Annotated in this window: 21 protein-coding genes; 19 read left to right on the top strand and 2 right to left on the bottom strand. The window is 55.3% G+C overall.

What is annotated here, in order from left to right; genetic code table 11:
- The first annotated feature begins 191 nt into the window (after positions 1-191).
- The 6 genes from rbfA to pnp all read left to right on the top strand — a co-directional run bounded on the left by rbfA (position 192) and on the right by pnp (position 5310).
- A complete protein-coding gene (rbfA, locus tag WC612_04990; protein ID MFA6280127.1) occupies positions 192-602 on the top strand; it encodes a 30S ribosome-binding factor RbfA in 411 nt (136 codons plus the stop codon).
- Positions 595-1503: a tRNA pseudouridine(55) synthase TruB gene (gene truB, locus WC612_04995; GenBank protein MFA6280128.1), complete on the top strand. Its 909-nt coding sequence runs from the start codon at positions 595-597 to the stop codon at positions 1501-1503. Before rbfA ends, truB begins: the two co-directional genes overlap by 8 nt.
- A 17-nt stretch (positions 1504-1520) precedes the next feature.
- On the top strand, positions 1521-1790 hold the full coding sequence (rpsO, locus tag WC612_05000; GenBank protein MFA6280129.1) for a 30S ribosomal protein S15: 270 nt from the start codon (positions 1521-1523) through the stop codon (positions 1788-1790).
- A gap of 165 nt (positions 1791-1955) precedes the next feature.
- Entirely contained in the window at positions 1956-2399 is a 444-nt protein-coding gene (locus WC612_05005; GenBank protein MFA6280130.1) for a GNAT family N-acetyltransferase, read from the top strand.
- The gene (locus tag WC612_05010) at positions 2396-2818 is read left to right on the top strand and encodes a GNAT family N-acetyltransferase (GenBank protein MFA6280131.1); all 423 of its coding nucleotides are present in this window, start codon (positions 2396-2398) and stop codon (positions 2816-2818) included. Before WC612_05005 ends, WC612_05010 begins: the two co-directional genes overlap by 4 nt.
- Positions 2819-3192: 374 nt before the next feature.
- Positions 3193-5310, top strand: a complete 2118-nt coding sequence (gene pnp, locus WC612_05015; GenBank protein ID MFA6280132.1) for a polyribonucleotide nucleotidyltransferase — start codon at positions 3193-3195, stop codon at positions 5308-5310.
- Between the two features lie 317 nt (positions 5311-5627).
- On the opposite strand, the gene WC612_05020 is transcribed toward pnp, so the two are convergent.
- Together WC612_05020 and WC612_05025 are read right to left on the bottom strand one after the other, a co-directional pair.
- Entirely contained in the window at positions 5628-6299 is a 672-nt protein-coding gene (locus WC612_05020) for an isochorismatase family protein (protein ID MFA6280133.1), read from the bottom strand.
- A 329-nt stretch (positions 6300-6628) separates the two neighbouring features.
- Positions 6629-8764: a hypothetical protein gene (locus WC612_05025; GenBank protein ID MFA6280134.1), complete on the bottom strand. Its 2136-nt coding sequence runs from the start codon at positions 8762-8764 to the stop codon at positions 6629-6631.
- Positions 8765-8999: 235 nt separating this feature from the next.
- Here WC612_05025 and WC612_05030 point away from each other — a divergent pair, with 235 nt between their 5' ends.
- From WC612_05030 to atpA, 13 genes are all read left to right on the top strand, one after another.
- Positions 9000-9401 carry an NADH-ubiquinone oxidoreductase subunit NDUFA12 family protein gene (locus WC612_05030; protein MFA6280135.1) on the top strand — a complete coding sequence of 134 codons (402 nt, stop codon included), beginning with the start codon at positions 9000-9002 and terminating at the stop codon, positions 9399-9401.
- Positions 9402-9427: 26 nt separating this feature from the next.
- Complete coding sequence (locus tag WC612_05035) at positions 9428-9976, top strand: MlaD family protein (GenBank protein ID MFA6280136.1); 549 nt, start codon at positions 9428-9430, stop codon at positions 9974-9976.
- Positions 9973-10374 carry a DUF2155 domain-containing protein gene (locus WC612_05040; protein MFA6280137.1) on the top strand — a complete coding sequence of 134 codons (402 nt, stop codon included), beginning with the start codon at positions 9973-9975 and terminating at the stop codon, positions 10372-10374. The genes WC612_05035 and WC612_05040 overlap by 4 nt, the downstream gene beginning before the upstream one ends.
- Before the next feature lie 76 nt (positions 10375-10450).
- The gene (locus WC612_05045) at positions 10451-10651 is read left to right on the top strand and encodes a DUF465 domain-containing protein (protein MFA6280138.1); all 201 of its coding nucleotides are present in this window, start codon (positions 10451-10453) and stop codon (positions 10649-10651) included.
- 13 nt (positions 10652-10664) lie between these two features.
- On the top strand, positions 10665-11873 hold the full coding sequence (locus tag WC612_05050) for a DNA recombination protein RmuC (GenBank protein MFA6280139.1): 1209 nt from the start codon (positions 10665-10667) through the stop codon (positions 11871-11873).
- A gap of 5 nt (positions 11874-11878) precedes the next feature.
- The gene (def, locus tag WC612_05055) at positions 11879-12430 is read left to right on the top strand and encodes a peptide deformylase (GenBank protein ID MFA6280140.1); all 552 of its coding nucleotides are present in this window, start codon (positions 11879-11881) and stop codon (positions 12428-12430) included.
- A gap of 13 nt (positions 12431-12443) precedes the next feature.
- Entirely contained in the window at positions 12444-13373 is a 930-nt protein-coding gene (gene fmt / locus WC612_05060; GenBank protein MFA6280141.1) for a methionyl-tRNA formyltransferase, read from the top strand.
- Entirely contained in the window at positions 13370-14110 is a 741-nt protein-coding gene (gene truA, locus WC612_05065) for a tRNA pseudouridine(38-40) synthase TruA (protein MFA6280142.1), read from the top strand. Before fmt ends, truA begins: the two co-directional genes overlap by 4 nt.
- A gap of 137 nt (positions 14111-14247) precedes the next feature.
- The gene (gene metE / locus WC612_05070; GenBank protein ID MFA6280143.1) at positions 14248-16539 is read left to right on the top strand and encodes a 5-methyltetrahydropteroyltriglutamate--homocysteine S-methyltransferase; all 2292 of its coding nucleotides are present in this window, start codon (positions 14248-14250) and stop codon (positions 16537-16539) included.
- Positions 16536-17408 carry a methylenetetrahydrofolate reductase gene (locus tag WC612_05075; GenBank protein MFA6280144.1) on the top strand — a complete coding sequence of 291 codons (873 nt, stop codon included), beginning with the start codon at positions 16536-16538 and terminating at the stop codon, positions 17406-17408. The genes metE and WC612_05075 overlap by 4 nt, the downstream gene beginning before the upstream one ends.
- A gap of 12 nt (positions 17409-17420) precedes the next feature.
- Positions 17421-17951: a DNA-3-methyladenine glycosylase I gene (locus WC612_05080; GenBank protein MFA6280145.1), complete on the top strand. Its 531-nt coding sequence runs from the start codon at positions 17421-17423 to the stop codon at positions 17949-17951.
- 92 nt (positions 17952-18043) lie between these two features.
- Positions 18044-18631, top strand: a complete 588-nt coding sequence (gene atpH / locus WC612_05085; protein ID MFA6280146.1) for an ATP synthase F1 subunit delta — start codon at positions 18044-18046, stop codon at positions 18629-18631.
- A 2-nt stretch (positions 18632-18633) separates the two neighbouring features.
- Positions 18634-20163, top strand: coding sequence for a F0F1 ATP synthase subunit alpha (gene atpA, locus WC612_05090; GenBank protein MFA6280147.1), 1530 nt, complete (start codon positions 18634-18636; stop codon positions 20161-20163).
- Positions 20164-20470: the final 307 nt, after the last annotated feature.

Genomic DNA, 20470 nt, shown 5'->3' on the forward strand with positions numbered 1-20470 from the left:
AAGAAATACGTCCTTAGTATAGCCTTTTTGGGGTTATAAATCGTAAAGGACGCGGCTCTAAAATTACTTTCATAAGGCTTTTGTTGATTTTTTTTGCTCTTTTCTATACAGGTGGACGTAGAAGGCGGGGGCGTTTCCCCTCAAGGGTTAATTTTTGTAAACGATAAGCCAGAAAAGAGCGACAACGCGCCATGCGAACACAAAGACAATTAAAGGTCGGGGAAGAAATCCGGCACGCTCTGGCGATGATGTTTCAGCGCGGCGATGTTCCATGGCCGCGTGATTTTATGCCGCCTATCGTGACAATTTCCGAGGTGCAGATCAGCCCCGATTTGCAAAACGCGACGGCGTTCTTCACGATTTTAGGCGGTAGCGTTGAGGCGAAAGAGGTTCGCCGCGTCCTGAACAAAATCGTCGGCTTTTTCCGGCGCGAGATTGCGAAGTCCGTTCGCCTGCGCCTAGTGCCTAAACTGGATTTCAAAGAAGATACCAGCTTTGTTTATGCCTCGAACATCGACCGCCTTCTTAGCGATCCCGCCGTGGCCAAGGATTTGAAGCGCGAGGATCCATCGCTTGAGGCTCAAGCGGCGGATGATGAATAACCCCATTTCTCCTATTCCTCATGGTTGGCTTATCCTCGACAAGCCTTTGGGGCTGACCTCAACGCAGGCGCTGGGCAAAGTGCGGCGGCTGATGGGTGGCAAGAAGGCGGGGCATGGTGGCACGCTGGATCCCCTTGCCACAGGCATTTTGCCGCTCGCGTTTGGTGAGGCGACGAAGATTGTCCCCTATGTCATGGATGGCGATAAGGAGTATCTGTTCACCGTCCAGTGGGGCGAGCAGCGCACCACCGATGACGGCGAGGGTGAGGTTATGGCGGTAAGTGATTGTCGTCCCGATGAAAATTCCATCCGTGCCGAGCTGCCCTTTTTTGTGGGGGAGGTTGATCAGACTCCGCCAACCTTCTCGGCCATCAAGATCGGTGGGCAGAGGGCCTATGACCTCGCCCGCGCTGGCAAGCCGCCCGAGATGACGCCGCGCAAGGTTCGGATTGATGCTTTGGAGCTTATAGGGATGCCCTCGCCGGACAGGGCGGATTTTAAGGTTAAGTGCGGTAAGGGGACGTATGTCCGCTCCTTGGGGCGCGATTTGGCGCTGAAATTGGGGACTTTCGGGTTTATTGCGGCCTTACGGCGCACGAAAGTGGGGCCTTTTACCCTAGAAAATGCTTTTTCTCTGGAAAAGCTGGAAGAATTATCGCATAAGGGCGATGCCTTAACGGCATTGCTTGCGATCGGATCGGCGCTGGACGACATCCCGGGTTTGACCTTGACCGCAAGCGAGGCGCAGCGACTTCGCGCCGGACAATCTCTTTTGATCAAGCCTCATCAGGTGGCTTTGATGGGTGCGCCCGTGATTTTGGCCAGCCATCAGGGCGTTCCTGTGGCGCTTGTCGAAGCCAAGTTCGGATCGTTTGTCGTGGTGCGCGGTTTCACCTTTTAGAAAATAAGGAGTCCCCGATGTCGATGACCAAAGCCCAAAAGCAGGCGATTGTTGCCCACCATGCTCGCGCCAAAGGCGACACGGGTTCGCCCGAAGTGCAAGTTGCAATCCTGACGCGCCGCATTAATGATCTGATGGATCATTTTAACAAGAATAAGAAAGACCACCACTCGCGTCGTGGTCTGCTGATGATGGTAAGCAACCGTCGCGGCCTTCTGTCGTATTTGAAGAAAACCAAGCCCGCTGTTTATGAAAAGTTGATCGCAGAATTGGGCTTGCGGAAATGACGTTAGACTTGGTTTTCCCCGACGCTTGTCGGGGAAAACCTTAGTCGCTGCGTCATTCCGCTGAAAAGCGGGATTCAGACGCGCGGCGCTGGATACCGGCCTTCGCCGGTATGACGATTAGGAGAAAGCTGTGAGTTTCGGAATAGGCCGAGACTTATAAGGGAAGTGGAACACGAAAACTTGTCTGTTGGTTTGTTAGAGATATCGGATACCATAACACCGGAAGTCGATGACGCGTTGTTGCGCGGCCTTACGGCCAATGCACTTGCCCAAAACGCCCCCCCTTATAAGAAAACGGAGCTTTCCATCGTCCGCCGCGATGAGGCGGGCGCGGTTGTCGCTGGCCTGACGGGCAAGACCGTTTGGGGCTGGCTCTATACGGATTCTTTGTGGGTGGATGAAAGCTTGCGTGGGCAGGGCGTTGGCTCGGCGCTGATAAAGGCCGCCGAAGAAGAGGCTCTTAAGCGTGGCTGCCACAGCGCCTATGTCTGGACAGAGAGTTTCGAAGCGCGCGGATTTTATCCCAAGTGCGGGTATACAGAATATGCCGTGATGGACGATTTCCCTATGGGACATCAGAAGATCGGGTTGAGGAAGGGGCTTGCATGAATAGACCAATTTATTTTGATAATCTGTTAGAAGAGGACTGGGAAATTATTCGGAAAGGGCTTGCCGACTATTCTATCCAATATAATCAGCCGCCTTTCGTCGTTGAACCCGCCGCTTTTGTTTGTCGTGATGGAGAAAGACTCGTTGGTGGTTTGTCTGGATGGTCAGCGCGAGGTGGTTTTGACATTGGGGCTTTTTGGGTTTCTCCTGACATGAGAAGACAGGGCATCGGTTCGGAACTAGTCCGTGCCGCTGAAGAGATTGCAAGGAGTCGCGGTTGTTTATCCATCTTTGTATGGACGATGAATTATCAGGCCCCGAATTTTTATGCCAAACATGGCTTTGAGAAGGTTGTTGAAAGGCCAGCTGATAATAACGGAACGGTATCGGTTGGTTTTATGAAAATACTGTCCAAATAGAGCGGATAGGCCAAAAGTTTCTCCCCACCTTAACAGGCTGGGGGACGTGTTTTTCAGGTCAAGCGGCACTGCCGGAAAAACATTAGAGTTTCATGAAGTGTGTCGCAGCATGAGAGCCATGCGCCATGGGGGCGTATGGGATGTCAAAAGTTTGTTGTGGTGGTGAGAGCCGTTAATTAACTCTTGTCCCGCGTCATTCCGGCGAAGGCCGGAATCCAGCGCCGAGTATCTACGAGGCGTATGAGTCATATGCGCGGCAGACGCCGCGCAGCTGGATCCCGCTTTTCAGCGGGATGACGAGGGTTTTGTTGAGAGGAAGGCTTTCAAAACATCATCAGAACAAACAACAGAGAAAACAGAAAGACGGAAAGAAAATGTTTACAGTCTACAGAAAAGAAATGGAATGGGGCGGGCGCAAGCTTGTTCTTGAAACCGGCAAAGTCGCGCGTCAAGCCGACGGCGCGGTGATGATCACGATGGGCGGCACGGCCGTTCTGTGTACCGTTGTCGGTGCGAAAAAACCAAAACCTGGGCAGGGCTTTTTCCCGCTCACGGTTAACTATCAGGAAAAGTATTTTGCGGCTGGCCGCATTCCCGGCGGATTCTTCCGCCGCGAGGGTCGTCCGACCGAAACGGAAACGCTGACAAGTCGTTTGATCGACCGTCCGATCCGTCCCTTGTTCCCCGAAGGCTATCTGAACGAAACGCAAGTGATTGCCACAGTTCTTAGCCACGATCTGGAAAACAACCCCGATATGGTTGCGATGATTGGTTGTTCGGCGGCTTTGACGCTGTCAGGCATTCCCTTCCTTGGCCCGATTGCTGGTTGCCGCATTGGTTATATCAATGGCGAGTATGTTTTGAACCCGACGATCACGCAGCTGGAAGAAAGCTCGCTAGAGCTTTTGATCGCTGGCACACGCGAAGGCGTGCTGATGGTCGAGTCTGAAGCCAAGGAGCTGTCGGAAGAAATCATGCTGGGCGCTGTGAATTTTGGTCATGACCAAATGCAGGCCGTGATTGATTTGATTATCTCGCTTGCTGAAGTCGCCGCCAAGGATCCTCGTGATCTGCCGCCTGCGCCTTATGATCGTCCTGCCATGATTGCCAAGCTTTCCGGCATTATCGGGGCCGATTTGGCAGACGCGTACAGCGAAACAGCCAAGCAGATCCGTTATGCCAAGTTGGATAAGATGAAGGAAAAGGCTTTGGCTGCGTTCGATGAGGCCGATCCTTTGCGTGAGCATGTTTTGGATGCCGTCGAGCAAATGAAGTACGATCACGTTCGCGCCTTGGTTCTTGATACGGGTCGCCGTATCGATGGCCGCGATACGAAAACCATTCGTCCGATTCTGGGCGAAGTTGGCTTTTTGGATCGCACGCACGGCTCGGCTTTGTTCACACGTGGCGAGACGCAAGCGATTGTCGTCACCACGCTGGGCACTGGTCAAGACGAGCAGATCATCGATGCGCTCACGGGCGAATACCGTGAAGCTTTCATGCTGCACTACAACTTCCCTCCGTACTCGGTTGGTGAAACGGGCCGCATGTCTGGCCCTGGTCGCCGCGAAATCGGTCATGGCAAGCTGGCATGGCGGGCGATCCGTCCTTTGCTTCCGGCCAAAGACAAGTTCCCGTACACCATTCGCGTGGTATCGGAAATCACCGAGTCTAACGGCTCATCGTCGATGGCGACGGTCTGCGGCACGTCGCTTTCGCTTATGGATGCGGGTGTTCCTTTGGCGCGTCCTGTGGCGGGTATCGCCATGGGCCTGATCAAGGAGCCGAAGGGCTTTGCCGTTCTGTCCGATATTCTGGGTGATGAAGATCATCTTGGTGATATGGACTTTAAGGTTGCGGGCACGGAAAACGGCGTCACCGCTTTGCAGATGGACATCAAGATCACCTCGATCACGAGAGAAATCATGCAAATCGCTCTTGGCCAAGCCAAGGAAGGGAGACTGCATATTCTTGGCGAGATGGCCAAGGCTTTGACGGGCGCTCGTGAAGGCGTAAGCCAGAACGCGCCTCGCATCACGACGCTCCAGATTCCCAAGGATAAAATCCGTGAGGTTATTGGTTCGGGCGGCAAGGTCATTCGCGAGATTTGCGAAACGACAGGCGCGAAGATCGATATCGAGGATGATGGCACGATCAAGGTCGCGGCGGTTGACTCGGCGGCGGGCGAAGCGGCGATTGCTTGGATCAAGGGCATCGTGGCGGAAGCCGAAGTCGGCGTCATTTACAAAGGCAAGGTCGTCAAGCTCATGGACTTTGGCGCGTTTGTAAACTTCTTGGGATCCAAGGATGGCCTCGTCCATATCTCGGAACTCAGCAAGGAACGCGTTGGCAAGGTTGGCGATGTCGTCACCGAAGGCCAAGAAGTTTACGTCAAGGTTATGGGCGTGGATGATCGCGGTAAGGTTAAGTTGTCGATGAAGGTTGTCGATCAAGCGACGGGCGTGGATTTGTCCGTGACGCAAGACGGCTAATATCAACGGCTTTTTGCGATGATGCTTTTCATTGCAGTAAGAGCCACGCTAAGTCCCTCCCCCTTGCGGGGAGGGGTTGGGGAGGGGGGAGTGACGATGAGCTGAAATCTATGGTTATGGATTATGTTCTGATCATGGGTGGCCAAGTTGCTCTCCCCCCCTCCTAGCCTCCCCCGCAAGGGGGGAGGAAAAGAGAAGGCTCCCTCCCGAAAGAGGGGGGCACTATGTGAGGCGAGAGCGTAAGCAGGTTTTAAAAACAATCCGGCGGTGACCTTTTCGGTTGCCGCCGGATTTTTGTTGGGAGAAGGGGGCTTAGGTCACCTTAAAGAGGCGTAGCTCACTACTTTTTGCAAAAGGCGCTGGGGCAGACCTTTGGGCTGCGGCATGGGGGGTAACATCCCCTTTTCCTTCAGATGGCGCAGAAAATCATCGCGCGGTGACAGATGGACTTTGTGGATCCCATCACAGGTATTCATTAGCTTTTCTTTATGCCATCCGGGGGCGTTGGGTTGTTTTTCGCAATAATTGTCCGCCATAAGGTCGTAAATAGCATAAACATTAAGCCCCACGTTTTGGGCGCCAATAATAGTGTCTGAAACGCACGCGCCGGTGTTCATTCCTGTTATAATAACATTCCGGCAGTTTTTTGATTGAAGGAGTTCCTTTAAGGGGGAGCGATGTTCGTAGTAGAAAGCGTCATTAACAAGTTTAATATAAATAGGTTCGTTCTCTTTTGGCCTGACCGCTTCAAGACCCAATTTTTGTACAAAGGGTGTTCTTTCTTTGGGTTCTTGCGGAGCAAAGGTAAAAGGAGGCTCATGGCCGGAGCCAAAGGCCACCCAAATGGTCAGGATATTATGTTCGCGCAGTCTGTTGGCAAAGATGCGCGCGGCATGTGTAAAATTATGAACCCGTGATTTTGGGAGACTTTTATAAAAGCATGATTGAATATCGATGGCCAGATGAACGGCGTCAAAAGCATTTTTCATAATGATTTCCTGTAAAACAAAGCCTTATTTTTTATACAGACGCATCATGAAAGTAAAAAGAGAAAAAGGGTGTTTTGGCTTGTTATAAGGTCGTTTTTAACCGGATTTATACCGGATCGAGAGGCTTTCTTAATCATTACGATACCGAAACTTAACAAGTAAAGCGTATGGTAGGGGAATGACACTTCAAAGCATTTAACTTAAATTGGAGATAAAAATGGCCCTCTTCGACTCGCGTTTTATTGTGCTTTTTGGCGCAGTTCTTTTTCTTTCAGCGGCCCTCTTTGCCAATGGCGCTTCCTCGGCTCCCTATTAAGCCTCAAGCAGGTCTATCCCCGTTTTGACGGCAAGGTTTTTCCCGTCAGGGGGGAGGCCTTGCGGCGCAAGCTAACCGCGCTGGCTGTCGCTTTGGCCTTTGGCTTGGCGGCAACCGTTGTCTGTTTCTTGCGGCTCAGGACGGGATGCGTGGCGCTTAGGCTGGGCGTCTTGCGCTTCATGACCCGCGCCGCCGTCGGCAGACTCGCCCGTTTCGCCTGATGAAGCGCTTTGATAGAGGGCGCTTGCCGTGTGAGCGTCAGGCTTTTTAAACCCAGCTCCCAAGCCTTTAGAACGAGCGTGGCGCGATCCTTTGCCTCTAGCGTTGCGGGCACGGCAAGCGTCAAGGCGACATCATCCGTGATAAAACTTTGCGTTGCCGCTGCCATGGCCAGCGTGGCGTCAAGTGGCATGGACTCTGCTGTTTCAAAGAGGGCGCGATGCTCGGCTTTAAGTTCCAGCACGGCATCCACCGTGTCGTGCCCGCAGCAAAAGGCGTTCGCGGCGTCGATTTCTTGCGCCGAAAAGCCCAGATGCCCCAGCATGTCAAAGGCAGGATTGTGAAGGTCTTGATCGCTCAGGCCAAGCTTGGCGCGGCAAAGCTCTAACCCGATCACCCAAGGCGTTACCGCAAGGCGCAGATGGTTCACGAAAGGCAGGGCGGCTTCGATGCGCTCCAACGCTTCATCGGGAAGGCCTTTATCACCCAGCGCCGTAAGGCTAATGGCGGGGGCGGCTTTCAGCGTGCGATAGCCTGTGATGTGATCAAGGATCGCCTTTTGATCCTCTGGCGCATAGCCCAGTGTTTCCAGTGCGATCCTCAGCGCGGGGCGGGCGCGGCGCTCAAATATCTCATCGCCAAGCGCATAATCGCAAGCCAACGCGGCCTCGGCCATGACGCCTGCGCTCGCGCTGTCCAGCAACGGCGCAAGGGCGGAGACGGGCGTGATCGTGGTAAGGTGAAGATGCCGAAGGCCATGCTGCCGGACAAGGTGAAGGGCTTCCTCGCTGGCATAACGCGCCGTGGCGATCAAAACCAGATCCGCGCCGGAATCGATGCGGATCGTTTGTGGCAGAACCTCTAGGCGGTCATAGTCGGTCTTTTCATTAAAGGTCGCCCGCAGCCTGTTGCCCAAGGCGCGAAGGGTAGCCTCGCGACCAGCGGTAAAGGCCTCGCAGCTCCCGACTTTTTGGGCGATCCGCGCCGAAGTCGAAGCCGCCGCCGCCGTGACGATGGCCGCCAAGGCCGCCGCCGTGTTGCGCGCAGGCTCGCTGTTATAGGGAAGGGCGAGGCTCATCAGCATCGCAGCAAGGTTGCCCATGTTGATCGCAAGGGGGCGTTCGGCGGAGGCCGTGACGGCTATCTCGTCATAGAAAAGCTCACACAAAAGGACGGCCAGCTTGGTCGCGTGGCGAAGGCCTGCCGCATCGATCCCGCCATCATCTTGACGGAAGGCCAGTAGGTTGAGCGTCGCGCTGGGCGCTGCCACGGCGCTTGGCCCTGATCCCCATTGCGCCATGGTGTCGGTAAAGGCCAGCGTGGTCGTGGCGTGGCTTAGGCTGCTTTCGAAAAAGCTTTGCCATTTCTCGCGTGTGTGCGGCTGCTCGCCGCGCAACAGGGCGTCGATGGTTTCGTTTTGCACAATCAGCGTTTGAGCATTCGGAGCCATTGGCGCAGGCGTAGCGGAGGATCCCGCCGCTTGCTGTCCATAGGCCCAATCAAGGCCAAGGATCGCCAATACGCGCGGCGCGATAACAAGGCGGCCCGTGAGCAAGGCGGCTCGCGTTTCGTCATAGAAGACGGAGGCTGCCTCTTCATCCGGCCAAAATCCTTTTTGCCAGCCACGATAGGTGGCGGCCCCTACCACGCGGTTCAGAACATCCATGACCGAGCGTTCGGGGGCCGAGGCGTGACCATTGGCGCGACGTTGCCATAGCCATGAGGGGATTGTGTTTTCCTCGACCACACGCCGAGCGGTGGGGGCCGATAAATGCAAGGCTTCCTGAAAAGACTGCGCGGCTTCAAGGCTCCATGTCGCAGGCACTTGAAAGGAGGGTCGAAGAACCTCGGCCTCGCTGCCCGCCGTGACAAAATGCATGGCATTCCAAGGGAGGAGAGCGCCCGTAGTAAAAAGTCGTTCCAAGTGCATGGGGGAAACCTTTGTTTTTCAGCGAAATCAAAGTTATCCACAAGATGATGTGGTGCGCCCATTTTATGACACAAAATATAGTGAATTTAAAGAAAAAGATACTCACAGGGGGTGGCTGCATAAGACCTTGGCAAAACCTTGATAAAACCCTTTTGGGATCAGGCTTTGTTAAAAGTTGTTCACACCTTTTTTAGGAATTGGATGGCAAAAGCAAGGGGACGAATGATGGGATAAAATGAACGAAGCCTTTTCTTGGATAAGACAACTCGCCCAGATCGGGACGAAGTTGACGGTAGTGCTGTTCGGACGGCTGGCCTTTACGGATGCCTATGACAACCGTTATTATGTTGTGCAGAAACCAAGGTGGCGGTCTAAGGCAACTGAAAAAAGATGGGTTTTGTACGCGGGCGCTCCTGAGGCGACCAAGGTTCCGCCAGAGGCTTTTGTCTGGCTACATCATCTGTGCGATCAGCCCTTGCCGAAGGTGGGGAGAACCCGTTATGGTAAAGACGTGGAGCACCATCCGAATCTGACGGGCACTGTGGTGGCTTCTTTTCCGTCAGGGTATGGGCTCTCTTTGAAAAAGGGGACATTGCCCCGTCATCGTGATAATCAGGCGTGGCAACCGCCTGCGTGAACAAAAATGAAGTGAAGGAGTTGGTTATGGGACGCAATGCAATTGAAACCGTGCTGGGAGCCGTTGTTTTGGTGGTAGCCGGTTTTTTTCTGGTTTTTGCCTATTCCAGCGCGGATTTGCGTAAGGTCGAGGGCTACACCGTTTCGGCGAATTTCCCGATGGTGGATGGCCTGAAAGAGGGCGGCGACGTCAAGATCAACGGCGTGAAGGTGGGCTCAATTGCCGAGATGAAGCTGATCACCGAACCGGGGCCAGCGCAGTATCTTGTACATATGAAAATGACCCTTTTGCCTTCCGTGGAGTTGCCGACCGACACCATCGCGATGGTGGCCAGCGAAAGCCTTTTGGGTGGCAAGTATTTGTCGCTTGAGATTGGTGTCGATGATGCCATGGTTCCGAAAGATGGCAGCGGCAAGCTAACCCGCACGCAAGCGCCGATGCGTCTTGATGATTTGATCGGGCAGCTTATCTACAGCAAAAAGTCAGAAGCAGCGCCTTCAGCGCCCGCCCCTGCCGCGGCTCCTGCGCCTGCTGCAGCGTCTGCGCCAGCAGCGGCTGAGCCGACGCTCCCGTGAGGACGCGCTTGCTTGCCTTGGGCGGGATTATGGCGGCGTTGGTTATGCCTTTTGCGTCGGCTTGTGCTGCGCCCAGCGTGGAAAAACCCATTGCGGTTTTGCGCGTCTTGGACAAGGTGACGGCGCGGGTTGAGGAAATCAACGTCCAGACGGAAACGCCCTATAAATTCGGCACGCTCTTCATCACGGCGCACAGCTGCCGCGAGACGACCCCCGATGAAACGCCAGAATCGGCGGCTTTTCTGGAAGTCAGCGAAATAAAGGCGGGTCAGACGGAAACGGGCGTTTTTAAAGGCTGGATGTTTGCCTCTAGCCCCGCTTTGTCGGCGATGGAACACCCTGTTTATGATCTATGGCTGATGGGCTGCAAGGGTAGCGCGGCAACGGCGACTCCCTGAAAAAAGGGAATCATGGCGCAGAGCCGGATTTTTTGCTATAATACTGCTCCTTTTCCAGTCAGGTATGAAAACACTTATGAGCCAGCAAGATAAACTCCTCGAACGATTAGAGCTTCTTAAGGACGAACATCGTGATCTTGACGATGCCATTTTGGCTCTCGCGCAACGGTCGGTTCCCGATATGGTGCAATTGGCGCGGCTGAAGAAGCGAAAGTTGGGGCTCAAAGACGATATCCTTCGTCTTGAAAGTCAGTTGCTTCCCGACATTATCGCTTAGGAAGACGGGGCCCATGGCGTCACTTTTTCCTATTTTGATTTTTCTTTGCGGCGCAGCCCTTGGCGGTGCGCTGGCCTATGCCTTGCTGCGTGGGCGCGGCGCGGCGCAGGGCGACCTGATTGACACGTTTAAAGCCTTGGCCGCCGACACGCTGCACCAAAACAGTGCTGCCTTTTTGCAATTGGCGGAAGGCAAGCTGGCGCAGCGTGAGCAAGCGGCCAGCGCGACCCTTGATAAAAAGACCGTGGCGATTGATGCGATGATCAAGCCCGTGCAGGAAACCTTGCGCAAGGTGGATTTGCAGTTACAGGCGATGGAGGTCAAGCGCGAAGGCGCGTATCGTGAGCTGGCGGAAATGGTGACGGCGTCTCGTGAAACGCAAATCCAGTTGCGTCAGGAAACCAGCCAGCTGTTGCAGGCTTTGCGTGCGCCCACGGGGCGTGGCCGGTGGGGGGAGCTTCAACTCCAGCGCCTTTTAGAGATGACGGGCATGTCCGCCCATGCCCGCGATTTCACGACACAGGAAACGGTGGCGGGCGAGGACACGGCCATCCGTCCCGATGTGATTGTCGCTTTGCCAGGTCAGCGCTGCGTGATTATTGACAGCAAAGTGCCGCTTTCGGCGTACTTGGATTTTGTGCAATCGGGCGATGAGGGCGCACGCGCGGGCGCGATCCGCCAACATGCGCGGCAGCTAAAAGACCATATCAAGCGCCTAAGCAACAAGGCTTACTGGGACAAGATTGAGGGCACGCCCGAATTCGTTGTTTTGTTTTTGCCCGGCGAGCATTTCCTGTCCGCCGCGTTAGATGGTGATCCCGACTTGATGGAATACAGCGCGGCCAACCAAGTCGTTTTGGCCACGCCCATGACGTTGATTGCGTTGTTGCGCACCGTGGCCTATGGCTGGCGGCAAGAGGCGATGCACCAAAATGTGCGCGAGGTGGCCGATCTGGGCCGCGCCCTTCATGCGGCCTTGGGCTTGTTTGCCGAGCAAATGGATGCCGTAGGCTCGAAGCTGGGCGGCGCGGTCGAGGTGTACAACAAGACCGTTCGCTCGTTGGAAAAGAACGTGCTGACCAAGGCGCGGCAGCTGTCCGTTTTTGGCGCGGGCTCCAGCGAAAAAGAAATTGAAGCGCCCGCGGTGATTGAGCGTGAGCCGCGTTTGATCGTTGTGGAGCCGCCGCCTAAAAAGATTTCGGCCAGTGGCGAAAAAGGATAACGATGATGACCAAACTAACTGTGAGAACCGTTCCCGACCCTGTGCTGCGTGAAAAGGCTTTGCCTGTCGCTGCCGTGGATGCCGTGACGGTCAAGCTGATGAAGGATATGCTAGAGACAATGTACGCCGATGATGGCATTGGTCTTGCCGCCAATCAGGTCGGCGTTTTGAGCCGCGTGATCGTGGTGGACGTATCGGACAGTCGCGATGGCCGTGAGGCTTTGTTGATGGCGAACCCCGAAATCCTGTGGGCAAGCGACGAGACGTTCACTTACCGCGAAGGCTGCCTGTCGGTGCGGCCTTGTTCTTCGGAATCGTCGGCGGATTTATATGCAAACGTGACGCGCCCCAAGGCGATCCGTGTGCGCTATCAGGATGAAACGGGCGCGGCGCGCGAGATTGAGGCGCAGGAATTGTTTAGCCAGTGTATCCAGCACGAGATTGACCATCTGGACGGCATTTTATTTGTGGATCATATCTCGGCGCTTAAGCGCGGGATGATCATGAAGAAGATTGAAAAACTTCGCCGCGCGATGGGCGACGGGAAACCGTTTTAAGGGGGGCTTTTTTATGCCCAAGCTTCGTATCGTTTTTATGGGAACGCCCGACTTTGCCGTGCCAGCGCTGCAAGCGCTGCAGGGGGCTGGTCACGTTCTTGCCGCCGTCTATTGCCAGCCACCTAAGCCAGCGGGACGCGGGCAGACCGTTCATAAAACGCCCGTGCATGAGGTGGCCGAGGCCTTGGGCCTTGACGTGCGCACACCTGCGATGTTGCGCGATCCGGTCGAGCAAGCGGCGCTGGCGGCGCTCAAGCCCGATGTGATCGTGGTCGCGGCTTATGGCCTTATCCTGCCGCAGGCCGTCTTGGATATTCCGCCTAGGGGCTGCCTGAACATTCATGGCTCTCTATTGCCGCGTTGGCGCGGCGCGGCCCCCATCCATCGCGCTTTGTTGGCGGGGGATGAGGAAACAGGCATCACGATCATGCAGATGGACGTGGGGCTGGACACAGGGCCGATGCTGATGAAGGAATCCTTGCCGATCACGGAAGAAACAACGGCACAAAGCCTGCACGATGACATGGCGGCCATGGGGGCGCGGATGATTGTTGAGGCGCTAGAGGCGGCCAGCGCAGGGACATTGTTTGCTACGCCGCAGCCCTCCGAAGGCGTGACTTATGCTGCCAAGCTTTCCCGCGAAGAAGGTCGGATCGACTGGACAAAACCCGCTCAAGACTTGGCGCGGCAGGTGCGGGCGTTTCATCCTTGGCCCAGCAGCTATTTCCTGTGCGGCGCGGAAAAGATTAAAGTGCTCAAAGCGTCTTTTCTTCCCGACCTCAACGGCGCGGCAGGCACGCTTCTTGATGAGCAAATGACGGTGGCGTGCGGCGGTGGCGGAGCCTTGCGGCTTGAGACGGTACAGCGCGAGGGCAAGAAGCCCGCCAGCGGCGCAGAGGTGCTGCGTGGTCTGCGGCTTGCCAAGGGGACAAGGTTCCTATGACGACGCGCTGGAAAATAACGGTGGAATATGACGGTGCGGGGTTTTGCGGTTGGCAAAGGCAAACCGAGGATGTGACGGTGCAGGCCGTTATTGAAACGGCGATCCATGCTTTTTCCGGAGAAACCGTCAGGCTGCATGTCGCGGGACGCACCGATGCGGGCGTGCATGCGCTGGCACAAGTCGCACATTTTGATCTGGAGAAAGAAGTTGCGGCGGTAGAGGTCAGCGGTGGGATCAATTTTCATGCGCGGCCCCATCGCGTTGTGGTTGTGAAGGCAGAAAAAGCGCCGCCTGAATTCCATGCGCGGTTTTCGGCTCTCTCGCGGCGCTATCGCTATCAGATTATCAATCGCCCCGCGCCTTTGGCGCTGATGGAAGGCAAGGCGTGGCATGTTGTGCGTCCCTTGGCCTTAGAGCCGATGCAGAAGGCGGCGGCGTTGTTGATCGGGACGCATGATTTCTCAACCTTTCGTGCCCAGCGGTGTCAGGCGACCTCGCCCGTGCGCACCTTGGATGTTTTGGACATCACGCAGGTCGAAGACAATTTCTTTTTTGACGTGAAGGCGCGATCTTTTTTGTATCATCAGGTGCGCAATATGGTCGGTACGTTGGCTAAGGTAGGAACGGGGCGCTGGACGTTGGACGAATTCGCCACCGCTTTTGCCGCTAATGACCGCGCCAAGGGCGGCCCGACCGCCCCATCCGAAGGCCTTTATTTTGTCAGTGTGGATTATTAAGGCGGTGGCCCCCCTGTTTGGGGCGGCTATAACCTATTGAGACCGCATACAGTTGCGTTCTTCGACCCATGTTATCTTCATTTTCATACTTTTTTTCTAAAACGGAGGAAGACGCAAAATAACAGCGAGGCAGAAACATGGCCAAATCAACGATCATCGGTTTTCCACGTATTGGTGGCTACCGTGAGCTGAAATTCGCGACAGAGCGTTATTGGCGCGACGAAATCTCGGACGAGGGGCTGCATCAAGTCGGCGCAGAGCTTCGCGCCGCGCATCGTGCCATGCAAAAAGAGGCAGGGATCGAGTGTTTAATCTCTGGCGATTTTTCTTTTTATGACCAAGTTTTGGATATGTCCGCTCTGCTGGGCGTTGTTCCTGTGCGCTATGGCTGGGTCGGTGGGAAGGTGGATTTTAAAACCTATTTTGCGGTGGCGCGGGGTGCGCAGCGCGGGGGCGTTGATGTGCCTGCCGCCGAAATGACGAAATGGTTCGACACGAACTATCATTATATTGTGCCTGAGTTTGAAAAGGGGCAGAAGTTTAAGGTCTCCTGCGACAAGCTTTTTAGGGAGTATCGCGAGGCGAAGGAAGCTGGCGTTGAAACGCGCCCTGTCTTGATCGGCCCCGTTAGCTATCTCTTGCTGGGCAAGGACCGTGAGGGCGGCGCGCCTTTGGATCATTTGGATTCGCTTCTTGTGGCCTATGCTGATTTGTTGACCCAACTGGAAGCGGAAGGGGCGGGGTGGGTTCAACTGGATGAGCCGTTTTTGGTTACCGATTTGGATGATCGCGCACGGGCGGCTTATGCCACGGCCTATGCAGCGCTCCGCGCCGCCTCGTCGCTCAAGCTGTTTGTGACAACTCCTTTTGGAAGTCTTGGGGATAATCTTGAAACGACAATGTCTTTGCCGATTGATGCCTTGCATATTGATGCGGTGCGCGGCGCGGATCAGGTGGACGCTGTTTTGGCGGCGCTTCCGCCTTCCATGATCTTGGCTCTTGGCGTGGTGAATGGACGCAATGTCTGGCGCAATAATCTTGAAGCGTCGCTCCAGCTTTTGGAACGGGCCGCCATGAAGATCGGAAACAACCGGCTTTGGGTGACCTCTTCTTGTTCGCTCCTTCATGTGCCTTATGATGTGGACAGCGAAAAAGAGCTTCCCTCTACGTTGCGAAAGTGGCTGGCTTTTGCGTGTCAAAAAATGGAAGAAATCGCGACGCTCACGCGTGGGTTGAACGAAGGGCGTGAGGTCATCGCCTCGGCCTTGGTCGCGAGTTCGCAAGCGATTGAGAACCGTAAGGCTGCGGAGGCACTCCATGAGCCTGCCGTGCGTGAACGTATGGTTGAGCAACCTTTGGCAGGCGCGGGGCGGGCCTCGCCTTTCGCGCAGCGGTGTGAAGCACAGAAAAAAGCTTTGGCGCTTCCCTTGTTCCCGACGACAACCATTGGATCCTTTCCCCAAACGGCGGAGGTGCGGAAGAAAAGGGCGGCCTTTCATGCGGGGACGATCTCGAAAGAGGTCTATGACCAGTTTGTCAAAGAACAAATTGCCAGCTGCATCAAGTTTCAAGAAAGCGCGGGGCTAGACGTTTTGGTGCATGGTGAGTTTGAGCGCAACGACATGGTTGAATTCTTTGCCTCCAAATTAAAAGGCTTCGCTTTTACCCAGCACGGGTGGGTGCAATCCTATGGCACGCGCATGGTGAAGCCGCCCCTTATTTACGGCGACGTTTTGCGTTCTGCGCCCATGACGGTTGAGCTTTCGCGCTATGCGCAAAGCCTGACCCCCAAGCCTGTTAAAGGCATGCTCACGGGCCCCTTGACGATCACGCAATGGTCGTTTGTGCGCGACGATCAGCCGCGCAGCGAAACCGCTCACCAGATTGCCTTGGCGTTGCAAGATGAGGTGTTAGAGCTAGAGGCGGCGGGCCTTAAGGTCATCCAGATTGATGAACCCGCCTTCCGCGAAGGCATGCCGCTGCGGCGCAGCGCATGGGGCGCTTATTTCGCGTGGGCGGTTCAGGCTTTCCGGCTTGTTTCATCGGGCGTGCGTGACGAGACGCAGATTCACACACATATGTGTTATTCCGATTTCAACAACATCATCGCCTCGATCAAGGATTTGGACGCCGATGTTCTGTCGATTGAAACCAGCCGCTCGCAAATGGAATTGCTGGATGCGTTTGTAAGCTTTCACTATCCCAACCAAATCGGGCCGGGCGTTTATGACATCCACAGCCCGCGTGTTCCTCCCGAACAAGAAATCGTGACTCTTATCGATAAAGCGTGCGAAAGGCTGGAGCCGTGGCAGGTCTGGATTAATCCCGATTGCGGCCTTAAAACACGCGACTGGCCGGAAACGCGTCTGTCCCTTAGCCGGATGGTGGTGGCGGCCAAGGCTTTGCGCGGCAAATACGGAGGCGCATGAGCGAGCGTTTTATCCCGTCCGATATTTCTTTTTCGCTAGAGGTTTACCCGCCCAAAACGGCGCAAGGGGTGGATCATCTTTTGCAAACCGTCGATGCCTATGCAGCGACTAAACCGGCGGCGATCACGCTCACGTTTGGGGCAGCGGGCGGGGTGGACGAGGATATGAATGTCCGTGCCGTTATTGCGAGGCTGCGTCAACACACCGATGTGCCTGTGGTGGCGCATGTCACCTGCGCTGGACGATCCCGCGCCGAGGTTGATGCTATTGTTGAAGAAAGGGTTGCCGACGGCGTTTCCCACTTCGTTGCGCTGCGGGGCGATATGTTCGGCCACGGTGCGCCCTACACGCCGCACCCTGATGGCTATGCCATGACGTATGACTTTGTCGCGGCGCTGAAACGCAATCATCCCGACCGGCTGGTTTATGTTGCGGGTTATCCCGAAACGCACCCTGAATCGCCATCGGAATCGTTCGATCTTGATCATTTGAAGCACAAGGTCGATGCGGGTGCGGACGCGGTGCTCACGCAGTTTTTCTTTGATCCTGAAGTTTTCTTGCGGTGGCGCGATAAGGTTGAAAAGCGCGGCATTCATGTGCCTTTGATTCCGGGCTTGCTGCCCATCCTTGATTTCCCCCACACTTGTGCGATGGCTCAGCGCTGCAACGCGTCAATCCCCGCGTTTTTGCACACGATGTTCGATGCTGTTGCGGCGGGAAGCCTTGACCATGATTTGCTGGCGATGAACGTCCTTTCTCACCAGATTACAAGGTTGGTGGAACATGGTGTCACGCACTTTCATTTTTACACGATGAACGAAACGCGCCTGACGCGCCATCTTTGCGCTTGGCTCCGCGCAGGGTTTTAGGGGAGGGGCACGATGGTCGATTACTGCGAGATGGCCAAGGGTCACCCGCTGCATGGGCCGTATCACGATACGGAATATGGCTTCCCGTCCCGTGATGAGCGCGTGCTGTTCGAGCGCTTGGCGCTAGAGATTATGCAGGCTGGGCTGTCATGGGAAATCGTTTTGAAAAAACGGGGGGCGCTGAATAAGGCTTTTGACGGGTATAGGGTGGCCACGGTTGCAGCCTATGGCGAGGCAGATATCCAAAGGCTTTTGGCCGATGAGGGGATCATTCGCAATCGTCGCAAGATCGAGGCTATTGTGGCCAATGCGGCGGCCGTTTTAAACATACGCAAGGAATATGGGGGCTTTGCCTGCTGGCTGGATGCCTTCCACCCTCAACCCAAGGCCGATTGGGTCAAATTGTTCAAAAAGACCCTTCAGTTTACGGGTGGCGAGATTACCGGTGAGTTTTTGATGAGCCTTGGCTATCTGGAGGGCGCGCATAAGCCCGCCTGTCCTGTGTATAAAAAGATCAAAAAGGCAGGCGGAACCCGCCTTTGAACCCTTTTTCCCGATTGCCCGCTTGCGCCGCCGCTTAACCTCTGCTATCTCCCCCTCGTGACCCAAGGAATCGAGCTTTTTGGAGACGAATCGTGCCCTCATCAGACCTGCCCAAGATTATAGCCGGAGAGCAAGCTGTTTTGGCGCGTCGCTACGCGGCGGCGGTGTTTGAATTGGCTCAGGAACAAGGCGTGATGGAGCCTGTTGAAGCCGATTTGCGCGCCTTGCAAGAAGCCATTGACTCCAACCCTCTTTTTCATGTGATGGCGACCCACCCGCGCTTGCCTCACCACGCCATTCAAACGGCTGTTAAGAACATCATTGAAGGTTCGCACTTTCATGCGTTGACGGCCGCTTTCTTAAGGCAGATCGCACGCGGCCGTCGCCTTGCCTATCTCAGCCTGATTATTGAGATTTTTAAAAATAGGCTGGCCGACATGCGCCGCGAGCAAGTTGCCGTGGTGACGGTCGCCCAAAAGATAACATCCGCGCAGGAAGCGCAACTAGCGGCTCAATTGGGCCGCATGACGGGCGGCTCGGTTCGTCTGGTGATTGAGGAAGATGCCGCATTGATCGGCGGCATGACGGTTAAAATTGGTTCGCGTTTGATCGACGCATCTCTTCAAGGAAAACTGGCGCGTTTGGAGCGCCGGCTTAAATCGCAACAGGAGGCAGCGTAGTTATGGATATTCGCGCATCAGAGATTTCTTCGGTTCTAAAACAGCAGATTTCGTCGCTCGGTCTTGAAACCGAAATGGCCGAAGTGGGACAGGTTCTGTCAATCGGTGACGGTGTGGCCTTGATCTATGGCCTTAACAATGTTCGTGCCGGTGAAATGGTTGAGTTTCAAAACGGCGTTAAGGGTATGGCGCTCAATCTTGAGACCGATTGCGTCGGCGCTGTTATTTTCGGCGATGACCGTTCGATCCGTGAGGGCGATGTGGTCAAGCGCACCGATGCGATTGTGGAAGTTCCCGTGGGCGCAGGCCTTTTGGGTCGCGTTGTGGACGCGCTCGGCAATCCCATCGATGGCAAGGGGCCTCTTAAAAACGTCAAGATGACGCGTATGGAAGTCAAGGCGCCGGGCATTATTCCCCGTCAGTCGGTCAGCGAGCCGATGCAAACGGGCCTGAAGGCCATCGATTCCTTGGTTCCCGTCGGTCGTGGTCAGCGCGAGCTGATTATCGGTGATCGTCAAACGGGTAAGACGGCTGTGGCCATCGACACCTTTATCAATCAAAAAGTCATCAACGACAGCAGCGACGATAAGAAGAAGCTGCACTGCATCTATGTCGCCATTGGGCAAAAGCGCTCAACCGTTGCGCAGATTGTCAAGACGCTGGAAGACGCGGGCGCGATGGAATACTCCATCGTGGTTGCGGCCACGGCGTCTGAGCCTGCGCCGCTGCAATTCATTGCGCCCTATACGGGTTGCGCGATGGGCGAGTTCTTCCGCGACAACGGCCAGCATGCCGTGATCGTGTATGATGATTTGTCCAAGCAAGCGGTGGCCTATCGTCAGATGTCCTTGCTTCTCCGTCGCCCTCCCGGTCGTGAGGCTTATCCGGGCGACGTGTTCTATCTTCACTCGCGCTTGTTAGAACGCGCGGCGAAGATGAACGATACGCTGGGCGGCGGCTCGTTGACCGCTCTGCCGATCATCGAAACGCAGGCTGGCGATGTGTCGGCCTACATCCCCACCAACGTGATTTCAATCACGGATGGTCAGATTTTTCTTGAAACCGCCTTGTTCTATAAGGGCGTGCGTCCCGCTATTAACGTCGGTCTGTCGGTCAGCCGCGTCGGCTCGGCCGCGCAGATTAAGGCGATGAAGCAAGTCGCGGGTTCGATCAAGCTTGATCTGGCCCAGTTCCGTGAGATGGAATCGTTCTCGCAGTTCGCCTCCGATCTTGACGCGACGACCAAGCAGTTGCTTAGCCGTGGTCAACGCCTAACCGAGCTGTTGAAGCAGCCCCAGTATCGCCCTATGCCGATTGAAGAGCAGGTTGTGTCCATTTACTCTGGGGTTAAGGGTTATCTGGATACCATCAAGGTCGATGATATTGCACGGTTTGAGCAAAGCTTGCTGATTGCTATGCGCAGCCACGGCGCGGCGATCCTTGCCGCTATCAAGGCAGACAAGCAGATCAAGCCGGAGACCGAAGAAAAGCTGAAGGCGTTTATGGAGCAGCAGGTTCGCGAATTCGCGTAAAGCCTGTCATGATCTCGGTTCCGGCGTTGGCTTTTGGTTCCTTTTCTGCGCTTCCGCTGCGCACGTACTTAAACGTACGCTTGCGCTGCGGTTCTCGAAAAGAATCCAAAATCCTTAGCCGGAACGCGATCTTGAACAGGCTTTAAAAATCATAGCGTTTGGCTTTTTATAAAAAGAGGGGAGGCTGAAAAGCCTTCCCTCTTTTTTTCTTGCTGTCATCCTGCCCCCCCGTCATTCCGGCCAAGCGCCGCGCCGCAGGCGTGGGGTGCGAGCCGGAATTTGGTTTGTTTTCTTCACCAGTCCAAAA

Source organism: Bdellovibrionales bacterium (genome assembly GCA_041662785.1).
Classification (GTDB): domain Bacteria; phylum Pseudomonadota; class Alphaproteobacteria; order UBA9219; family UBA9219; genus UBA8914.